The following is an 18973-nucleotide window of genomic DNA, read 5'->3' as shown; positions in this document are numbered from 1 at the left end:
TGCATCCCATCAGGGCCACGGTGGTCCAGCATCGCCTCGCTCAGGTCCGGTTCCAGGTCCCACACATCGCGGGGACCGCTACGGTCCTTGTACACCGTGCCATCGCGGAGTCGCATGATGGTCGCCACTCGCGTTTCGTCGTCGCCAAGGGTCTTCTGCACACTCTCGGCATGGGCCTGGAGTTCGGTCCCACAGTTGTGAACGAGGACGGGGGTAGCCTCAGCCAGCACATAGTACGTGTGCTCGCCGGACGGGCGTCACCTGTATTTTCCCTGGTCAGCGAATTCCGGCTGGTCCGTGGGCGTGCGTGGAAGTGCCCTCTCGTACGCCCGTGTTGCCGTCGGCGTTGCCGTCAGACGGCTACGCGCGTGAGGACGGTGCAGTGGGCTTTGGCCGGTGTCCTGCCCGGGTTGGGGTCGGGCATGGTCAGGGGGCCGTACGCTGGCCCGGCAACTCGGGCAGGTCGTGATCCTGCCCGGAATTTGAACGTGTGGCCCCCTGGCCTTGCCCGACGCGGGCCCCGGCCCGGGGAGGTGGGTAAAGCCCACGGAGCCGACCGACCCCACCTCCGGGCCTACGCCCTGGCCAACTCCTCGCCGTCGCCTCGCCGTCGGCCTGGCGCTCGCCGTGCGGGCGCGTTCGTCTTCTCCGGACTTCCGGCACAACGCTGTGCTGTTTCTGCGCGGCCTGGTCGCTGGCCGGCCCGCGGTGGCGGAGCCGAGAGCGGGCCGGGTGGGCGGCCGTGCCGCGCGCGACCCGCGTCAGCGGGTCGCCTTGAAGACGTAGAGAAATTTTGGACGCATCCCGCTTCGGCGGTACGCCGAGACCGGCGGCTGAGCATTCGGCCGGGGTTGCTGGCCTGGCGCGATGGCTTACGGAAGCGGGTTCGACCGAGGCTTCTGATGGTCTTCTACTCGGCCTGCTCGACGCGGCTCACCTTGGCGTGGTCGGTGACGACGCGTCTGAAGAGGTCGTGGCCTGTGCTCCCGGTGTGACGGAGTGCCCAGTCCTGCGTGGCTTCCTGCTCATCGTGAGGGCCGGATTCGGCCTGGCACCCATCGGTGACACAGAACGCTTCGTAGGTGATGCCGCCTTCGGGAACGTGGCGGATGGTGTGGGGGATGAAACGGTAGGCGGCACGCATGGTCACTGGTGCCCCTCCGGGTGACGTCGCATGTAAACGTTGCAGTCGCTGACAGTGGTCATGTCGCCGACCACGCGGGCCCGGTCGCGCACGTTGGCCAGTTCGGCACAGCCAGCGCAGCCTTCGACGGGCGTCGGCTCCAGTTCCAGACGCAAGGGCAGTTCGACCGGCGGGGTCGAGTACCTGGTCGGCTCCGTCATTACACATCGCCACCTCTCGAACATCACATGGCCGACCTCTTGACAGGCCGGTGCTCTAGTGCAGTATTCGAGTGGCCGAAGCACTCCCGCTACGGTTCGTAGTGCACTAGTGTGCTCCCGCTGACATCACGTCAACTCAACGGAGGGGCAAACCTTATGCCCAGTCCCAAGACGTTCACGAAGATCGCGGATCACTTCCGGGAGCGCATCCTGTCGGGAGAGCTTGAGCCCGGCGCCAAGCTGCCGACTAACCGGGAGATCGCCGGGCAGTGGCAGGCCGCAGCCGCCACCGTCTCGCGGGCCTTGCAGGCTCTCCAGGTGGAGAACTTCATCCGCACTACTCCCCGGGGTACCTACGTCGCCGATGACCCGCGCTGGACGCTGTCGGCGCGGGACCGGCTGGCCCGGGTCCAGCGGGTGAAGTCGTTCCTGGCGGAGGGCGAGACGAGCCGGGTGACGGCTGCCGAACTGATTACGCCGCCGTTGTACGTGGCAGAGATCTTCGATCTGGAGGCCGGGGATCAGGTGGTCCGACGCGAGTGGCTGGCCGGACGGGGCAAGACCCGGACCGTGTTCGCCGTGACCTGGTACCCGGCCCCGTTCGCCGCCCTCGTGCCGGACCTGCTGAACACCGCCCCGGGCCGCAATCACGGACTGTCCGCCCGGGTTCTGGAAGCCACCGGGCGCACGATCACCCACGCCCGCGACGACATGCACGCCCGCCCCGCCGACGCCCGCGAAGCCAGCGCCCTGGGTCTGCCGGTCGGCTCCCCGATCCTGGCCGGCGCCCACCGCTGGTCGGACGCGGAGGGGATCATCGAGTACGGGGAGTGGTGCCTGCCGCCCCGGTTCACCATCGGCTACGAGTACCAGCCCTGACCGATCGACGCGAAGCCCGAAAGCCAGCCTGCGGCCTTCGGGGACGCTGTCGTTCACGTGTCCGCCTCAGTCCGCGTCGCGGCCTTCGAGACGTTCGACGCGTTCCTCCAGCTCCTCGATCCTCTCCAGGGCTCGTTCCAGCTTGTAGGTCAGATCCGCTACTCCGGACGCCGCCGGGAACTCGTTCTGCGGAGCAGTCGACGGTTCGCCCGACTGGTCCGCCGGCTGCACCGTGACCGGCGCTTCTGTGCCGAACTCGCCCCCCACGACGGCATACGCCATCGACCCGTTCCGCTGGTGGGCCTTCTTCATCCTGCCCTCCAGGGCGAGGAAGGTCAGGGCCTGGTCTGCGGATTCCGGGTCGCCGCCGATCATTTCGACCACGTCGTCCACGGTGACCCTGGCTCCCCTGGCCAGTGATCCGTCCCTGATCTTGCGGACCAGGCGGCCGTGGATGAGCTGAGTGGCGAAGCCGTGGTCGTCCCAGTCACGTACGTAGACCTCGTCGCCGGGCAGCTCGCCGGGGAAGCGCAGGAGGAAGTTGCCCGCCAACAGGGCGATAGCGTTGGTGACCACGTTGAGCGGCACCGCGTAATGCTCCGCCAGGACCTCGCGGGCGGGCAGCCTGGCACCGGGGGCCAGAGCGCCGGAGTAGATCTGCTGCTGGAGATCGCCGGCGACCTTCTCGAAGGCGTCCTCGAAGTCGGCCGAGCGCGTGACGAACGTGCCGCGCCCCTGGCGCGCGATGACCCAGCCCTCATTCCTGAGCAGCCGGATCGCCTTCTGCACGGTCAGGCTCGACGCCTTGTAGGTCTGCATGAGCTGGCTCTGCGTCGGCAGGAGCTGACCGGGCCGTAGCTCGCCGTCCCGGATCTGCTGCCGCAGGTCGTCTGCAATGCGTTCGAACGTCAAGCGCGCTTCGTCAGCAGCAGCCATGTCCATCCCTGGTCCCAGTCCGATTCCACCCGTCGCAGACCGCCCGCTGATTGTCGTGTTTCACCAGCCCTGGTGATCCTGGCCTCCGAGTCCCGCCCGCACTTCAAGGACCGCGAAGGCCAGCAGCCCGCGATCGACCGGCCCACCGGCGCCCACCTGCACCTGGTGGACGTGATGTTCGCCTTCAACGGCCGCGCCGAAGTGATCACCGTGAAGGTCCCGGAACCCGGTCTCGGCAAGGGCCTCAAGGTCGGCCTGCCGGTCGTCTTCACCGGGCTTGTCGCCTCGGCCTGGGAGAACGAGATCAACGGCAAGGACCGGCACGGCATCTCCCTGCGCGCCGACGCCGTCACCGCCAAGGCGGGCGCCTGATGACCGGGAATCCCCTTGGGCTCGTGCTCATGGCCGTGGTCGGCCTCGGCGCTCTCGGACTGCTGGGCCGGGCCGGGTTCTGCTTCGCCCGCTGGTACCGGGCCGATGCCGAGACCCGGGTCAGTCTGCGGCAGGCGCGGCGGCTGCGGTGGGGCTGGAAGCGGCTCGCCCCGATGCTGGGCCTGGCGGTCAAGGACGCCACCCCGACCGTGCTCCAGCAGTACGGCCCGCAGGACCAACCGACCAAGCCGCGCGTGCTGGTGCCACGCCTGCACACCCGCGCCGACGCCTTCGGCGTCACCGTCAGCGCCGATGCCCTGCCGCAGGTCGGGCTGAGCGCCTGGCAGGAGGCCCGCGAGGGCCTGTGTGACGCCTGGGGAATGCGGCGCATCCGGATCAGCCAGCCCAAGCCCGGAGTGATCGTCGCGCGCGGCTTCCGGCGGGAGCCGTTGGAGGCGGTGATCCGCTCACCACTCCTCGGCCCGGACGGCTCCCCCGTCTGCCGACCGGGGCAGTTCGTCTCCACCGATGACGTGCTACTCGGCTGGGACGAGGACGGCACCCCGATCGTGCTCAACCTCGCCTACTCCGCGCACGCCCTGGTCGCCGGCCTCACCCGCTCCGGCAAGTCGATCACGGTCAACACCCTGCTCGCCTACGCATCCCTGATGGGAGACGTGCGTCTGATCGTGATCGACCCCAACCTCGGCGCGGTCGCGCCCTGGTGGCGTACCGCTTACAAGGTCTCCGACGCAATCCACCCCGACGAGCCGACCGAGATCCCGCGCTGGGTCCGCGAGGAGATGCAGCGCCGCGAGCGGCTGTTCTGGTCCGGTCGCACCGACCGCATCACCGAATTCAGCCCCGAACTGCCGCTGCTGCTCGTGGTGATCGACGAGGTGGCGAACTACACCCGCCACCCGGACCGCAAGGCCCGCGAACGCTTCGAGGCCGAACTGCTCGCCATCGCCAGCCAGGGCGCCAAGTTCGGCATCCGGCTGTGGCTCCTCACCCAGAAACCCTCCGCCGACGTGCTCACCACCGCCGTACGCACCAACCTGTCCGCGCGGATCTGCCACCGCGTCGACACCGTCGAGGACTTCCTGCACCTCTTCCCCGACGGCCGGGAACTGGACATCACCGCCGCCGACCGCACCATGCCCCAGGGCGTCTCCATCGCCTCCGTAGGCGACATGCGCACCCCCGTCCGACTGCGCTCGGTCTACCTGCCCACCGAAGCCTGCTGGCAGATCAACAACCTCATGTGCGCCGAAGGGCTCAAGGTCCGCGACCTGCCCGCCTCCATCGACCTGGACAAGGCCGCGTGATCACCGCCCCCAGGTTCCGCTTCGCAGTGATCCCCGGCAAGGGCGCGTAGTCGCCAAACCCTCGCCCTTGCCGGGGCCTCCCTCCCTTACCCGTCCACGGCACACGTGTGTGCCGCAGTGCAGAGAGGTCCCGCCAGGATGCCACCGCACACCCCGACCACCACAATCCCCCGCCCGAACCGGACACGGCCGCGCTGCCCGCGTTCACCGGGTACCGGAACCTGCTCGGCCTGGTACGGCAGCTGTCCTCGCTCGGCGGCTGCGCCCAGCCGATCCGGCTCGACGGCCAGCGCACCGAGATCGACACCTTCACCGGCGAGATCCTGCGCGAACTGAAGTCCAAGGAACTGCCCGCCGGGCATCTCCTGGTCCGCTGCGGCAACCGCCGCACCAGCCGCTGCCCCTCCTGCGCCGAGCTCTACCGACAGGACACCTACCACCTCATCGCCGCCGGCCTGCGCGGCGGCAAGAACATCCCCGACCGGGTCGCCACCCACCCCCGCGTCTTCGCCACCCTCACCGCACCCTCGTACGGATCCGTACACGGGCGGCGCGTCAACGGCTCCGCTCGCTGCCGCTGCGGACGCACCCACACCAAGGGCGACCCGCTCCTCGGCACCCCGCTCGACCCCGAGCGGTACGACTACACCGGCGCCGTGCTGTGGAACGCCCACGCCCCCGCCCTGTGGGCCCGCTTCATGCTTCACCTGCGCCGCACCATCGCCGCCGCAGCCGGTGTCCCGCAGCGCCTGCTCTCCAGGGTCGTCCGGGTCTCGTACGCCAAGGTCGCCGAGTACCAGCAGCGCGGACTGATCCACTTCCACGCCGTCATCCGCCTCGATGGCCCCGCAGGCCCCTACACCCCGCCACCCGTCTGGGCCACGCCCGGACTCCTCGCCGATGCCATCCGGATCGCGGCCACGCGCGCCCACGTCGACGGACCGGAGATCAACGGCCGCGCCCGCGCCTTCGCCTTCGGCAAGCAGATCGACATCAGGATCATCCGGTCCACGGCCTTCCAGGCAGGGACCACGATCACGGAGGGCAAGGTCGCCGGATACGTCGCCAAGTACGCCACCAAGGGCACCGAAGCCGCCACCGGAACCCTCGACCACCGGCTCAAGAGGATCACGGAACTCTGGTTCGAGTCCGTACCCGAGCACGCCGCCCGCATGATCCGCACCGCCTGGGCCCTCGGCGCCCGCGACGACCTCAAGCACCTGAACCTGCGCAAGTGGGCCCACATGCTCGGCTTCCGCAGCCACTTCTCCACCAAGACCCGCACCTACTCCACCACCCTCGGCGTCCTCCGGGCCGCCCGCGCCGCCTGGCACCGCCGCCACACCCCTCCGCCCTCACCGACCACCCTCGTCCTCGCCCACTGGGCCTACGACGGCACCGGCCTCACCCCGGACCTCGCACGCCTCGCCGCACTCATCTACGGCGGCTCGACACGCGAACAGGGAGTGACAGCCGGTGCGTGACGACGAACTCCTCACCGTCCCCGAGGCGATGGCCCGCCTCAAGATCGGCCGTTCCGCCCTCTACGACCTCCTGCGCACCCGCCGCCTGGCCTCGCTGACCATCGGCCGCGCCCGCCGCATCCCCGCCCACGCCCTCGCTGACTACGTCCAGCGCCACCTGGAAGAGGCCGCCCGATGACCGCCCCCAAGCGCAAGAAGGCCCGCGCCAACGGCGAAGGCACCATCTACCAGCGCAAGGACGGCCGCTGGGAAGCCGCCGGCTACGTCCTCGCCGCCAACGGCACCCGCAAACGCGTCCGCGTCTACGGCAGCACGCGGAGGGAAGCCGCCGACAAGATCGCCGAGAAGATCGCCGACAGCAACCGCGGCCTCCCCGTCGCCACCGCCGACAGCACCGTCGGCGACCACCTCACCTACTGGCTCGGCAGCGTCGCCATCCACCGGCTCCGCGAGAACACCCACACCCGATACGCCGCCTGCGTCCGCCTCCACCTCATCCCCGGACTCGGCACCAAGAAGGTCGCCCGCCTCACGGCCAAGGACGTGCGCACCTTCCTCGACCGGCTCCGCACCACATGCCAGTGCTGCGCCCAGGAGCTGGATGCAGCCAAGCGCCAGTGCTGTGCCGTCGACGAGTGCTGCGACAAGCGGCTGTCCCCGCTGACCGTGACGTACGTCCACTCAGTCCTCAAGTCCGCCCTGGAACACGCCGTCCGCGAGGACGAACTCCCGCGCAACGTCGCCCGGAACGTCAAGACCGCCTCGCCCCGCCCAGACGCTTCCAGCCCCTCACCGCTACCGAAGCTCGCCAGCTCCTCCAGGCAGCCAGTGTCGACCGGCTACACGCTCTGTACGAACTCGCCCTCCGCACTGGCCTCCGCAAGGGCGAACTCCTCGGCCTCCACTGGGAGGACCTCGACCTCGACAACGGTACGGCCAACATCCACCGTTCCCTCCAGCGCACCCGCGCCCGCGGCCTGACCACCCTGCCCACCAAAACCCGCGCCTCCGAACGCCGCATCGCCCTGCCCGCCGAGTGCATCGACTCGCTGAAGAGCCACCGGGAACGACAGGAAGAGGAGCGCAACGCAACCAACGTGGGCTGGAAGGACAGCGGTCTCATCTTCACCACCCCGACCGGCGGACCACTCGACCCCGCCAACATGACCCGCCGCTTCGGTCGACTCCTCGACCGGGCCGGACTCCACCGCATCCGCTTCCACGACCTACGCCACTCAACCGCCACCCTGCTCCTGGAACAGGGCGTCGAACTCGTCGTCATCAAGGAACTCCTCGGCCACGCCCACATCGGCGTCACCGCCACCGTCTACGCCCACGTCCGCCTCCGCCTCCAACGCCAAGCCATCGACACCTTGGGCAGCGCCCTCGGGACGGATGCCGCCCCAAGTAGCAAGGCTGCCGACCAGTAGCGTTGCACTCATCCAGAACGGCCGACGGCCCCACGAGAAGACTCGTGGGGCCGTCGGCGTACGGCTGTGTTGCCGTCAGCGTTGCCGTCAAAGCCCCTCAGAGGACCGCTGGCGGGATGTCAGGAATCCGCTGATGCGTTTGCGCAACACGCCGTTCACCGTAGATCTATTCCGCCCAACCCTGCACATTTGACATTGATTCAATAGGGAAAGCGCTACCCATCCCCATTTCACTGCCGACTTTCTTCTCGTAAACGCCAGGAGCAAGATAGAGAAGCCCCTCTGCGGCCTGAGAGAAAGGGCTGACGAAACGCGAAAACTCCGAGCTTGTCCTCAAGGTTGCATCATACGCATCCCTGCCAGCCAAGACGCATGCGCAACGCGCATACAGGAAGTGGTCGCTTGTTTGCGGCAGCTCCAAACCGCCCGCCAGCACCACCGGAATCTCTGCGAGTTCCCGCCTGTCGATCCCGTAAAGAGCCTCGCGCAGCTTTTCGGAAAACTTGACCAAATCGGCCGCATCTAGCTCGTCAAGCCGCCCAGAGACGCGATCAAGAGCTGACCGTACATCGTCTCCGGACTGCGCGGGATTCGATCCGATAATCCGCCAGAACTCGGTCATGCGTTCCACCCTCACCAGAGATCCAACTGCTGGAACCCTCTTTGTTGCAGCTTCTTTTTGCCGGGCGAAGTGATGTCGTTGCCCAACTGAACCCCCTGTCGCTTCAACTCCTCCATGCGGAGGTGTTCAGCGATGAAAACATCGTCTTCCGTGCCGCATACGTGCGTGCACTTGACGTCGTCGAGGCTCTTCAAGCGCCCACTGTCAAGGTGATCCTTGAGCCTGTTCTTGAAATTCAGCGTCTTACCAACGTACGTCTTCCCAGGGTTCCACTGATCCGGATACTCGTAGATACCCTGATTCTTGTTGCAATTGTGGACGAGTACGGGTGTCTCGCCCGCCAGCACATAGTACGTATGCACGACTCCGACGGTCAGGTTGAAGACCGTGGCCGAGGCAGCCGTCCAGCGCTTCACCGCTTCGATCTCTACCTGCGTACCCGTGCTCGTACGGAGCTGCTCGCCCGGCTCCAGGTCGGTGGCACCGACCCAGGCGCCCAGTTCCGGAACCCAGAACGGGTGGCCGTCCGTCGCGGTGACCGAGGCGGTCCTGTCGCCCTGGGGGCCGTCGATGTCGATGGTGACCTCGACGAGGTTCTTCAGGCCGTGGCCCTTGATCTCGGCTGTGACCTTGCGGGGCTTGGTCTCGCCTGTCTCGGGGTCCGTGGCGACGACTTCGTCACCGATTCTGACTTTCTCGATCGGTTTTGATGTTCCGTCGGCCATCAGGACGCGGGTGCCCGGTGCAAAGCTGTTGCATTTACCCAGCATTCGGGCCAGCTTCGACTGGCTGTACCAGGTCTTGATTCCGCTGACCAGCTCGTCGCCCAGATTCCACAGGCGGTTGAGGAGTTCGCCGCCCTTCTTCCACTGCCACGGCAGGCCATATTTCTTGGCCATTTTGCCGATGATGCCGCCGACCGCGCTGGAGACGATATTGACGACAGTGGCACCGCAGGCACCCAGGGCGCCGGTGGTGAAGCAGTCGAGGGCGTCGGTGATGCCGAGTTCGTCTGCGGCGATCTTCGCGAGTTCCTTGGCCACGGCGATCGCGCGCTGCTTGGCCACGTCGGCGTCGCCCTGGGCCTTGCGGGCCTTGTACTGCGTCTTGGTCTCCTTGGGAGCCTGGACGCCGTAGTACGTGTAGTACTGCTGTGTGGGCTGGACGTTCCAGCCCTTGCCGGTCAGGTTGCAGCTGATCCCGACCATCATGCAGTCGTCGGGCTTCAGGCCGTCCGGGTCGGAGAAGGTGACCGGGTTGTTCAGGCCGTACGCGTAGCCGTTGATCTGCTGCGGGTCGGCGTAGTCGATGATCGGGTCGGCGGATATGAACCGTCCCGTCCCGGTGTCGTACTCACGCGCCCCGAGCGTGGTGAGCCCCGTGGACTCCTGCACGGTGCCGCCGACGAAGCCCTTGTCGTCCACCCAGTCCGACGACGAGCGCTCGCGCTCCGCTCCGAACGGATCCATCCGGCGCCGCTGGGTGGCACCGGTGGCCGCGTCCACGGCGAACTGCGCGGTGCCGTGGTGGTCGGAAGCCAGGAAGGTCACGCCGTTGTTGTCCCGGACCGCGACGGTCTGGCCGGCCAGGCTGTAGTAACGGGTTCCCGTCACCGCACCGGTGGCCTTCTTGAGGTGCAGTTCCATGCCCGGCAGGTAGAACGTCGACTCCGACGCGGTCTTGCTCAGCAGGCGGCTGCCGGCCGCGTCGTAGACGTACTCCGTGGTGGTGCCGTCGGCGTTGGTGACCTTGGTCAGTTCACCCTGCTTGTCCCAGTCGAGCGTCTGGGTGTCGCCGTTGAGTACGCGATGGTCGGTGTTGCCCGTGTCGTCGTAGGTGTAGGTGTTGGTCAGTTTGACGGCGGGCGTGGACGAGGTGGCGGTGGTGTCCACCACTTCGGTGGTGAGCTGGTGCGGGCCCTCGCCGTTCTCCCCGTAGGCGTACGACTTGGTGGAGGTGGCGGAGCCGTTGATGCCGTGGGTGGTCTCCGACTTCCGGTTGCCCAGGGTGTCGAACTCGTAGGAGGACCAGTACGGAGCCGTCCCGCCGACCGTCGTGGCGGACGCCGCCGGAGCACAGGCGGCGTCGGCCGGACCGGTGCCCACCGCCTTGTTCGGGGCCACGTTCGACGTCCACGCGTCGGTCATCTGCCGCAGACCGTCGTACCGGAAGCACTGGACGTCGGAGGTGCCGCTGCCCGGGGTGTCCGCGATGGACTGGACGTTGCCGCCCGCGTCGTAGGTGTACCGGGCGTCGTAGGACACCGAGGCGGCGCCCTCCACGGAGACCCTGGCGTTGATGAGCCGCGAGGTGCCCTGCTCGTAGGCGTAGGACAGCCACGTCTTCTTGGCCGCCGCGCCGCCCGTGGTCAGCTCCAGCTGCTCCAGCTTGTTCGTCGGCGAGTACGAGACGTTGGATACGTAACTCATCCCGCCCAGCGAGGTCCCCAGCGCGACCGGGCGCTGAAGGCCGTCGTACTCGTACGAGACGGTCTCCGCGGTCAGACCGCCCGCGGCCGGGAGCGCCTGCGTCCGGACCGTGCCGTCCTGGTTGTACTCGGTGTCGACCTGGTACGTACCGCCCAGTTCCGGCTCGGCCGTCTTCGACAGGTAGTACTTGGTCGTGGTCGGTTCGAGGTCGTCGGACAGTGCCGTATAGGTCACCGACGACAGCACCGCACCGTTCTTGTAGGTGTACGTGCCGTACAGCTCTCCCTTGGCCACCGTGTCGTACTTCGAGACGGACAGCTTGGTGCCGGTGGCCGCCGCGCCCTGCCAGGTCTCGGTGACGCGGCCGATCTTGTCGTAGACCGACGTGACGGTGTTCGACCGCGAGTCCGTGGTCGACAGCAGGCGGTCCAGGTCGTCGTACTCGTACGTGGTGGTGCCGGTGTCGGGGTCGGTCGCGAGGTGCTTGCGGCCGCGCTGGTCGTACGTGTACGACCAGATGTTGCCCTTGTCGTCGGTGACCTTGGCGAGGTGACCGGCCGGGTCGTAGCCGTACCGGGTGGCGACGTAGTCGGCCGGGGTTCCCGCCGGGAGCGGCTTGTCGCCCTTGTACTGGCGCAGTTCGACCGTGCGGTCCTGGGCGTCCGTGATCGTCGTGGTCGGGGTCTGGCCGTTCGGCGGGTCCACGTGGACCCGGTCACCACCGTAGGTGTAGCCGGTGCGGTTCTTCTCCACGCCCGCGACGTTCAGGATCGTGGCCGAGGTGCGGCCGGCGCCGTCGAAGGCGGTCACCGTCTGCGCGTCGATGTCCTCGTTGCGCGGGACGAACAGCGTGGCCGACGGGGCGCCCTTGGTGTAGTAGGTGTCGTTGGTCTTCACCACGCGGCCGGAGCCGTCGTAGTACGTGTCCGCGAGGAGGCGTCCGCCGCCCTGGGCCTCGGACTGGATCTGACGCGGCCTCAGCAGCCCGTCGTACAGGGTGTACTCGTGGCTGTAGGACGCGCCGTCCTTCTTGATCTTCTGGGTGTGCAGGTAGTTCGCGCCCGTGGTCCGGATGCCGTATTCGTAGGTGATCGACGGAGTGAAGTCCGCTTTCGCCCGGTCGGGCATCCACACCGAGACGAGGCGGCCGAGCCCGTCGTACGCCAGGTCCGTGCGCTTGCCGTTCATGTCGGTCTGCGCCGAGACCGTGCCCCACTGGGGGGCGTACTCGGTGGTCGAGGCCCAGCCGAAGACGTTCGTCTCGGTCTTGGACAGGGCCAGCCCGTAGGCGTTGTCCTTGTAGGTGGCCGTCGTGGCCGTCTTCGCCGCGTCGGTCACGACGAGCGGGCGGCCGTAGGCGTCGTAGGTGGAGGTGGAGACCTCCTGGTACGTGGCGGTCTTGCCGTTGTGCGAGGCCAGCCGCTTCACCAGGGTCGGTTCGCCCTTGGTCGGGGCGGCACCGAGCGTGGTCGTGCTGTCGTAGAAGGTCAGGTCGTCGGAGATGACCTGCTTGGAGCGGTCCGGTGTGGCGCCGCAGTCCACCGCGACGGTCTCGACCCGCGAGACGTAGCTGTACAGGTGCTTGCCGGGGTTGTCCGCGTACTCGGTGCGGGTGCACTGGTTGTCGGCGACGTTCACCTCTCCGACGTCAGCGACCTGGACGGCGCGGCCCTTGTCGTCGTACGACGTGGTGGAGGAGGTCTGCCGCCAGCCTCCCGCCTCCAGTGCCTCGTAGGTGTCGGAGCGCCCGGCCCTGACGAAGCGGGAGGTGGAGGTGGACCAGTCCTTGACGCGGGTTCCGGTGACCTGGGTCCAGGGGGTGTTGACCGACTTGGAGACGACCTTGCTGCCGTTGTAGGTCGTGGTCTCCAGTTCGGTGCCGGACTTCCAGTCGGAGTCGTCGTACGCGGTCCCGTTGGAGTCGGTCACCTTGACCGAGCGGGTGCCGCCGTCGGGGTCGGTGTCCCCGTCCAGACCCTGGAAGAAGACGTGCTCGGTCTTGGTGTTGGAGGGCTTGACGCTGCCGTCCGAGGTCTCGACCTGGACCTTGCCGTAGCCGCGCCAGTCGCTCCACGTCAGGTACTCGGTCTTGGACAGGCCGTCGGGCTTGGCCTTGCGCCAGCCCGCGTCCCCCAGGTACGTGTACGTGGTCACCTGGTCGGGGGCGCCGCCGACCAGGTCCTGGTCGGCCACCGAGGTGACGACGTATTTGTTGAACCAGTCGGTGATGGGGTCCTTGACGCCCGGCGGGTTCCACTTGACCGGGTAGCAGCGCACCGTCGACTTGCCCGGCGCGGGCAGGGTGGTGGGGGTGCACTCGGGCTTGGAGTAGTTGGCCGTCAGGGCGCTGCCCGACTCGCTCTCCACCCCGCTCAGGCGGAAGCGGTAGAACGGCTGGATGTTGTCGTTGGGAATGTCGATGCGGTTGGCGAGCTGGATGCCGTGCAGACGCACCGTGGGAACGGACTTGTCGGTGCCGACCAGGCCCGTGTGGTCGATGGTGTCGAGCCAGAGCGACCTGGAGCCGTCACCGTTGTCGGTGAACTTGTGCCCCAGCTTCCAGGTGTCGACGTCCTCGTACGTGGTGTCACCGTTGCGGATCTGCGTGGTGATCTGGGTGAGCTTCTTGCGGGTCCAGAAGGTGGGCGAGTTCTGCCCCGGGCATTTGGTGTCGACCTTGCAGTTGCGGTCCCATGGCACGTCCGGCCAGTCGGCGGCCGTGGCGTCCTTCAGCGCCGCGGCCGAGCAGTCGGTGAGGTCGCCCACGCAGCGCTCCGCGGTGGTGAACACCACGCGCGCGGCGGCCTGGGTGGAATAGGCCTTGCCCTCGCGCTGACCGTAGTCGATGCGCTTCAGGTAGCCGCCGCGGATGTACGGCTTGCCGTTCTCCCCGGTCTTCAGCCCCTGCGTGTAGTAGTTCACCTCCGTGCCGTAGAAGTACGACATGGTGTTGCCGTGCGGGTCCACGACGTAGTCGAGGTTCCAGCGCCACGCCTGGTCGCAGTAGGCGTCCGCGAGGGTGGACTTGTAGCAGGGCTCGCCGCTGTCGTCGCCGTAGACGGGAACGGTCCAGGCGGAGTCGGTGGTCTCCTTGCCGGACGTGAAGCCGGGCAGTTGGTTGAGACCGAAGAAGTACTGGGTCCCGTCCGCCGAGGTGACCTTCCAGTGCTCACCGTCGTTGTCGCCGTTGGTGGTGCCGGTGAGCTTCTCGACCTTGGAGAAGTCGTCGGAGCTGACGTGCCACTCGCCGGTGGTGTCGTCCTTGATCAGCTCGCCCGAGGTGCCTCCGGCCAGGGAGATGGTGGCGTTGTCGTAGCCCCAGCACTGGTCGCCGTTGGTGTCGGCGTGGCCGTCGTCGGCACACGGCTTGTAGCGGCGCTCGATGAAACCGGGTTCGTAGCCGAAGCCCTCACCGACCCAGGAACCCTGGTTGTTCGTGGCGGCGGTCTGTCCGTCCACCGCCTGGGAACTGTAGGTGAGGGAGACCCCCGGAGACTGACCGCCGGGCACCGGTGGGGCGCTGATCGGATAGGACCAGTTGAAGACACCGGAGGAGTTGGAGACGCTCCACTGCGACGAGGGCTTGAGCGAGGTGGCGCCGAAGTTGCCCTGGTCGCCGCCGGATCCGGCGGTGGCGGCCAGTACGGTGGCCGGGGAGGCCGTGCCCACCGCGGCCTTCGAGGCTGCTGTGTCCTTCGACGCTGCCGCGCCCTTCGAGGCCGTCGCGTCCTTCGAGGCTGCCGCGTCCGTCGTCGCGGCCGGTGCGGCCGGGACCTTCGCGGTCAGCGTGGCGCGGGCCGTGTCATTGGTGGTGGGCAACGGGGTTGCCGCAGAGCACTCCGGGCGTTCCGGCGTGGTGAGCACACACTCCGGATAGGTCACCAGGTGCAGTCGTGAGCCGTAGCCGCCGCCGTACGCGCCCGCGAAGTCCCGGTAGTCGAGCGAGACCTGGACCGGCCCGCTCTTCGCCGCGCCATCGGCACGCGACACCGTCATCAGCGGCCCGTCGACACCCGCCGCCTCGGCCTTCTTCCGGTCCAGGACCGCGAGCCGGACGGTGTCCGGGCTGGTGGTACCGGTCGCCGCGACCTTCAGGGGGAGGCCGTCGGCCTGCACCCCCTTGGAACCCTTGGCGCCGACCTCGACCTCGTCGGAGGCTGCCTCGGGCCAGTGCGCGACGGCGGCTTCGGTGACCTCGGCGCGGGCGGCCTCGTCGGTCCCGGTGTACTTGCGGGCCGTGCCGTTCTTGCCGGAGACCGGGTCGTCGAGGTTGGTCTGGGTGCCGGGCCGGGTCACTCCGTCACGCGCGGCGGCCTGCGGCGCGTACTGCGGCAGCATGCTGACAGAAAGGGCGACGGCTACGGCGAGTACGCAGTTGCGCACCGTGCGTGCCGGTATGGGGAAGCGTGATCTTCCATAGGGTGATGAGCGCATGAAAGCTCCGTCAGGGGATGTCGGTCAGGACTGTGCGGCAGAGCAGGCGGCCGGGGGCGGGACACGGATGTCCCACCCCCGGCCGCGGTGGTCGGATCAGGACACGGTCGCCTCGACACTCGTGTCGTCCGCGAGACCGCTGACGATGTTCACGAGGCTTGCGTCCAGTGCGCCCTGGAACAGGCGCAGTTCGTCGACGGCACCGGAGAGGAACGTTCCGGAGGTGCTGCCGGTGAGCTTGCGGCCGACCTGGAACGCGGTGGTGGTGAAGTCCCAGCTGTTGTCCCAGGGCACCCTGGCGCTCTCGACGCCGTTGACGTAGAGCACCACGTCGCCGAAGACCGCCGAGTAGACGAGGGCGAGGTGGTCTCCCTTGACACCCGTGCTGGGCAGGAAGCCCGTCGCCTTCGCGGTCGTGGTCACGGCCGTGGCCGAGTCCGCGTCGGTGACCGTGAGGGTCCAGCGGCTGTCGGCGGCCGAGTAGCCCACGGTGACCGCGCTGCCCTGGGCGCCGGACAGTGCCATGACCGTCTGGTCCTTGGTGGGAGACACCGAGGAGAGCCGGGCCCGTCCGGTCAGGGTGAAGCTGTCCCGCTTCGAGAGCAGTCCGGCCGCCCGTGCGGCGTAGGCGTCGGTGCCGTTCAGCAGCAGATGGCCGTCGCCCCACATGGGCTCCTCGGGCGCCGTCTCGACGCACTCCGGGTCTGCCTCCGGGTCGCAGCCCGGTGCCGGTACGTAGATGGACGCGCCGCCACCGAGCGTGAGCCCGGTTCCGCCGCCCGCCTCCGGCGCCACTCCGTCGGGTGCGGTGTCGACGTCCCAGTACGCGAGCTGCTGCGCCACGATGCCGCCCAGGTCGGCGCTCTCGGGGCCGGTCACGACCCGGTCGTAGACCTGGACATCGGCGACCCCGCCCTTGAGGTGGGCGGTGTATCCCTCCAGAGCGAGTCTGCGGCCGATCTGCAGGGTTCCGGCCGCGTTCCACGGGGCCTGCCGCTTCGCGGTGGCGGTGACCGCCGTGCCGTCCACGTACAGCCTCATCACTCCGGTGACGCCGTCGTAGGAGCCGATGAGGTGCGTCCAGGCACCGGGAACCACCTTGCCGCCGGTGACCTGCCAGTCTCCGATGGACTCCAGGTCGTTGTACGGGGCGCGGAACACCCAGCTGCGGCTGTCGGCGTCGTAACCCAGGTCGAAGCCGGGCAGGCCCGTGCCGTCCTGGCTGACCACGGTCTGGTCCTGCTTCGGCTCCTCGGGGAGATTGACCCAGGCGCTGACCGAGAACCCGGTGTCGGTGTCCACCATGTGCCGCCCCGCGTCCAGATAGGCGTTCTCGGTGCCGTCCAGGGCCGCGTACGTGTCGGCCGCGCCGAGCGGTCCGGGCTTGGCGCCGAAGGCGACTCCCGTACCCGGTGCGGCGCTGGGCGAAGTGCCCGTACCGGCCGCGGAACCGGATCCCTTGACGTCACCGAGGGTCCAGCCGCCGACGGGGGCCCGTCCGTCGGAGACGAGGAACACGTACCCCATGGGTGTCTTCTGGGCGTTTCCGGCCCCGTCGACGGCCTTGGCCTCCACGGACCAGTCGCCTTCGGAGGTCGGCATGAACTTCACCGTCGCGGGTCCGCCCGGTGTCGCCGTGGCGACCGTGGACCAGCCGCTGCTGCCCTTGAACCGGTACTGGTAGTGGGCCACATCGGTGGACGGCGAGTCGAAGGTGAAGGTTCCGTAGTCACCGACGCCCGCGTGCCAGGCGCCGTCGTCCGGGTACTGGACGGAGCTGATCACGGGCGCGGCGGGCGTGGTGGCGTCGTAGATGAACTCGCAGCGGGTGGCATCGCCCGCGCTGCTCCACGGGCCCCAGGCGGTCCCGTCCGTTCCCTGCACCTCCCAGCCGATCGTGACGTTGGAAGGGATGGTGAACCCGGCGTCCGAGTCCGTGCTGAGGTCCGAGCCGGCCGTGTACTTGAACGATGCCGAGCCCGTCTGGCCCGTACCGGTCGTCGTGCGGGCTCCGGTGGTGGCGTAATGGTCGACCTGCACGCCGTTCTTGGTCCAGAAGACGTGGAACCGGGCCTTCAGGCTTTCGGACTTCCCGGCCACGTCGTTGTGGTCGTAGTCCTTGATGACGGCGCTGAGGACCGGAGCCTCGGAGACATAGTGCTCATCCGCGTGCCCGTACTGGCACGAGCCGCCGGGCGACATGCTGAGGTCGCTCATGGCGGGCGCCGGCGGCGGGCGGTTGTACGTCACTTCGAGGTGCGCGTTTCCGCAGAACCGCTTCCAGTACGAGTAGTCGTCCTCGTTGTCCGCACGCAACCGGAACGTCGTGGTGTCCCAGCCGCTGTCGGCGGCCTTCTGGACGGTGCCCTTCACGTCGAACCGGACGTTCTGGTTGGTCGACGTGCACGACCCGGCCGGGTTGGTGGGGGACTTACTGGTGATGGTCTCCTTCAGCGAGGGCTGATTGCCCCAGTTGGTGGCGGAGTTGATCGCGCTCGCGCCGGTGGAGTTGACCCGTCCCAGCTGCACGGCCTTGGCGGTGGTGCTGTACGTGTGGACCATCGTCACGGCGAACTCGGCCTTGATGATGTCCTTGCCCTCGAAGGACGCGGTCGGGATGGCGAAGAACTGGCGCTTCTTGTCGTTGGAACTGGCGCACTGGTACGACACGTCGGCAGGGCACTTCCCGACGCCCTCGTGATCGTCGAACTTCCAGAACTCGGCCGACGAGTAGTACGACGACACCATCGTCCAGCCGGTGCGGCTGGCGGTCTTGACCACCGGGTCGATGTAGACCGGATACACCGTGTCGTCGCCCGTGAGCAGTGAGCTGTCCGGAGTCAGCGTCATCGTGTCGCGGCCGACCCGCACGTCGACATCGGCGACGCGGGTGCCGTCCGGGGGCGTCACGGCGACCTCCTCACCGGCCGGCTCGGACGGTGCGGGAGCGGGACCCGTCCCGGCCTCCCCCACGCCCTGCCTGCTGTCCCACATCAGCGGTGCGGGAGCCTCGAAGACGGTGCCGCCGGCCGCGTCGGTCGCGGTGAGACCGCCGTCGTCGGACTTCTTGAGATCGACCGCCGTCGTGTCCACCGGCAGTTGCAGTTCGGCCAGCTTCGGATTGCCGGCCGCCTCGGCGTCCTTGACGACGATCAGGTGCGAGAAGCCCTCCGCGTTCGCGGTCACCTTCAGGTCGACCCCGGGCAGGACGTCCGGGTAGGTCGCGGTCGGTCCGTCGACCGCGGGCGCGGGCAGCGTGTCGGGCCAGTCCAGGGAGAGGGCGCGCCCGTCCTTCTCGATCGTGGCGAACGTCGTGGCACCACCCCCGGAGAAGGACATCGCCGATACGGCCGCCTTCGGCGCGTACGAACCGTCCGGCTGCCGGACGAGAGTGGTGTCGATGTCCACCCACCGTCCGTCCTTGCGGGTCCGTACGGGCTGGACGGCCGTGGTGGTGGTGAAGGTGCCGTCCGGGTTGGCCACCGTGGTGCTGCGCTCGTCGCGCAGGCTCAGTACCTCGACCGGGGCATCGGTCTGCGCGGCAGCCTCCTGCGCCGCCTCGGTCCCGGCGGCCGTGCTGCCCCCGGCGGGTGCCGCGGCAGCCTCCGGAAGCTCGCCGGACAGGGCCGGGAATCCCAGCCCCGTGGCCAGCAGGGCCGTCAGTGTCACCGCCACAAGGGGGCCGCGGCTGCGCCGACGCCCGTGTGTAGCACGT

General features: G+C 68.4%; 11 protein-coding genes and 1 pseudogene. 6 read left to right on the top strand and 6 right to left on the bottom strand.

The window, feature by feature from the left end; all coding sequences use genetic code 11:
* Positions 1-910 precede the first annotated feature (910 nt).
* Both ACIOMQ_RS25530 and ACIOMQ_RS25525 read right to left on the bottom strand, forming a co-directional pair.
* Entirely contained in the window at positions 911-1144 is a 234-nt protein-coding gene (locus tag ACIOMQ_RS25530; protein WP_362199983.1) for a hypothetical protein, read from the bottom strand.
* A gap of 2 nt (positions 1145-1146) precedes the next feature.
* Entirely contained in the window at positions 1147-1344 is a 198-nt protein-coding gene (locus ACIOMQ_RS25525) for a hypothetical protein (RefSeq protein WP_362199496.1), read from the bottom strand.
* A gap of 156 nt (positions 1345-1500) precedes the next feature.
* On the opposite strand from ACIOMQ_RS25525, the gene ACIOMQ_RS25520 reads away from it, so the two are divergent.
* Positions 1501-2223 carry a GntR family transcriptional regulator gene (locus ACIOMQ_RS25520; RefSeq protein WP_019761424.1) on the top strand — a complete coding sequence of 241 codons (723 nt, stop codon included), beginning with the start codon at positions 1501-1503 and terminating at the stop codon, positions 2221-2223.
* Between the two features lie 66 nt (positions 2224-2289).
* Here ACIOMQ_RS25520 and ACIOMQ_RS25515 read toward each other — a convergent pair whose 3' ends face one another.
* Positions 2290-3159 (bottom strand): GntR family transcriptional regulator, encoded by an 870-nt coding sequence (locus ACIOMQ_RS25515; RefSeq protein WP_402190480.1) that lies wholly within the window; start codon positions 3157-3159, stop codon positions 2290-2292.
* A gap of 72 nt (positions 3160-3231) precedes the next feature.
* On the opposite strand from ACIOMQ_RS25515, the gene ACIOMQ_RS25510 reads away from it, so the two are divergent.
* From ACIOMQ_RS25510 to ACIOMQ_RS25490, 5 genes and pseudogenes are all read left to right on the top strand, one after another.
* Entirely contained in the window at positions 3232-3531 is a 300-nt protein-coding gene (locus ACIOMQ_RS25510) for a hypothetical protein (RefSeq protein WP_402190477.1), read from the top strand.
* Entirely contained in the window at positions 3531-4859 is a 1329-nt protein-coding gene (locus tag ACIOMQ_RS25505; RefSeq protein WP_402190473.1) for an FtsK/SpoIIIE domain-containing protein, read from the top strand. Before ACIOMQ_RS25510 ends, ACIOMQ_RS25505 begins: the two co-directional genes overlap by 1 nt.
* 221 nt (positions 4860-5080) lie before the next feature.
* The gene (locus ACIOMQ_RS25500; protein ID WP_402190657.1) at positions 5081-6343 is read left to right on the top strand and encodes a replication initiator; all 1263 of its coding nucleotides are present in this window, start codon (positions 5081-5083) and stop codon (positions 6341-6343) included.
* Positions 6336-6521 (top strand): helix-turn-helix domain-containing protein, encoded by a 186-nt coding sequence (locus ACIOMQ_RS25495; RefSeq protein ID WP_125543060.1) that lies wholly within the window; start codon positions 6336-6338, stop codon positions 6519-6521. The genes ACIOMQ_RS25500 and ACIOMQ_RS25495 overlap by 8 nt, the downstream gene beginning before the upstream one ends.
* Positions 6518-7773, top strand: a pseudogene (locus ACIOMQ_RS25490) (tyrosine-type recombinase/integrase). The gene ACIOMQ_RS25495 and the pseudogene ACIOMQ_RS25490 overlap by 4 nt, the downstream one beginning before the upstream one ends.
* Positions 7774-7939: 166 nt before the next feature.
* Here the strand turns inward: ACIOMQ_RS25490 and ACIOMQ_RS25485 are convergent.
* The 3 genes from ACIOMQ_RS25485 to ACIOMQ_RS25475 all read right to left on the bottom strand — a co-directional run bounded on the left by ACIOMQ_RS25485 (position 7940) and on the right by ACIOMQ_RS25475 (position 18927).
* On the bottom strand, positions 7940-8395 hold the full coding sequence (locus ACIOMQ_RS25485) for a DUF4240 domain-containing protein (protein ID WP_402190467.1): 456 nt from the start codon (positions 8393-8395) through the stop codon (positions 7940-7942).
* A gap of 11 nt (positions 8396-8406) precedes the next feature.
* Positions 8407-15258 (bottom strand): RHS repeat-associated core domain-containing protein, encoded by a 6852-nt coding sequence (locus tag ACIOMQ_RS25480; protein WP_402190464.1) that lies wholly within the window; start codon positions 15256-15258, stop codon positions 8407-8409.
* A gap of 96 nt (positions 15259-15354) precedes the next feature.
* The gene (locus ACIOMQ_RS25475) at positions 15355-18927 is read right to left on the bottom strand and encodes a LamG-like jellyroll fold domain-containing protein (protein ID WP_401987075.1); all 3573 of its coding nucleotides are present in this window, start codon (positions 18925-18927) and stop codon (positions 15355-15357) included.
* Positions 18928-18973 lie beyond the last annotated feature (46 nt).

The sequence above is a fragment of the Streptomyces sp. NPDC087845 genome, assembly GCF_044742755.1.
Classification (GTDB): domain Bacteria; phylum Actinomycetota; class Actinomycetes; order Streptomycetales; family Streptomycetaceae; genus Streptomyces.
The sequence above is the reverse complement of the archived record's forward strand: the minus strand, read 5'-3'. Positions and strand labels throughout refer to the sequence as shown.

Bases quoted from the DNA above. Each gene is read 5' to 3' on its own strand.
- ACIOMQ_RS25530 (WP_362199983.1), bottom strand. From the start codon at position 1,144: ATGCGTGCCGCCTACCGTTTCATCCCCCACACCATCCGCCACGTTCCC.
- ACIOMQ_RS25505 (WP_402190473.1), top strand. From the start codon at position 3,531: ATGACCGGGAATCCCCTTGGGCTCGTGCTCATGGCCGTGGTCGGCCTC.
- ACIOMQ_RS25480 (WP_402190464.1), bottom strand. From the start codon at position 15,258: ATGCGCTCATCACCCTATGGAAGATCACGCTTCCCCATACCGGCACGC.
- ACIOMQ_RS25485 (WP_402190467.1), bottom strand. From the start codon at position 8,395: ATGACCGAGTTCTGGCGGATTATCGGATCGAATCCCGCGCAGTCCGGA.
- ACIOMQ_RS25520 (WP_019761424.1), top strand. From the start codon at position 1,501: ATGCCCAGTCCCAAGACGTTCACGAAGATCGCGGATCACTTCCGGGAG.
- ACIOMQ_RS25515 (WP_402190480.1), bottom strand. From the start codon at position 3,159: ATGGCTGCTGCTGACGAAGCGCGCTTGACGTTCGAACGCATTGCAGAC.
- ACIOMQ_RS25525 (WP_362199496.1), bottom strand. From the start codon at position 1,344: ATGACGGAGCCGACCAGGTACTCGACCCCGCCGGTCGAACTGCCCTTG.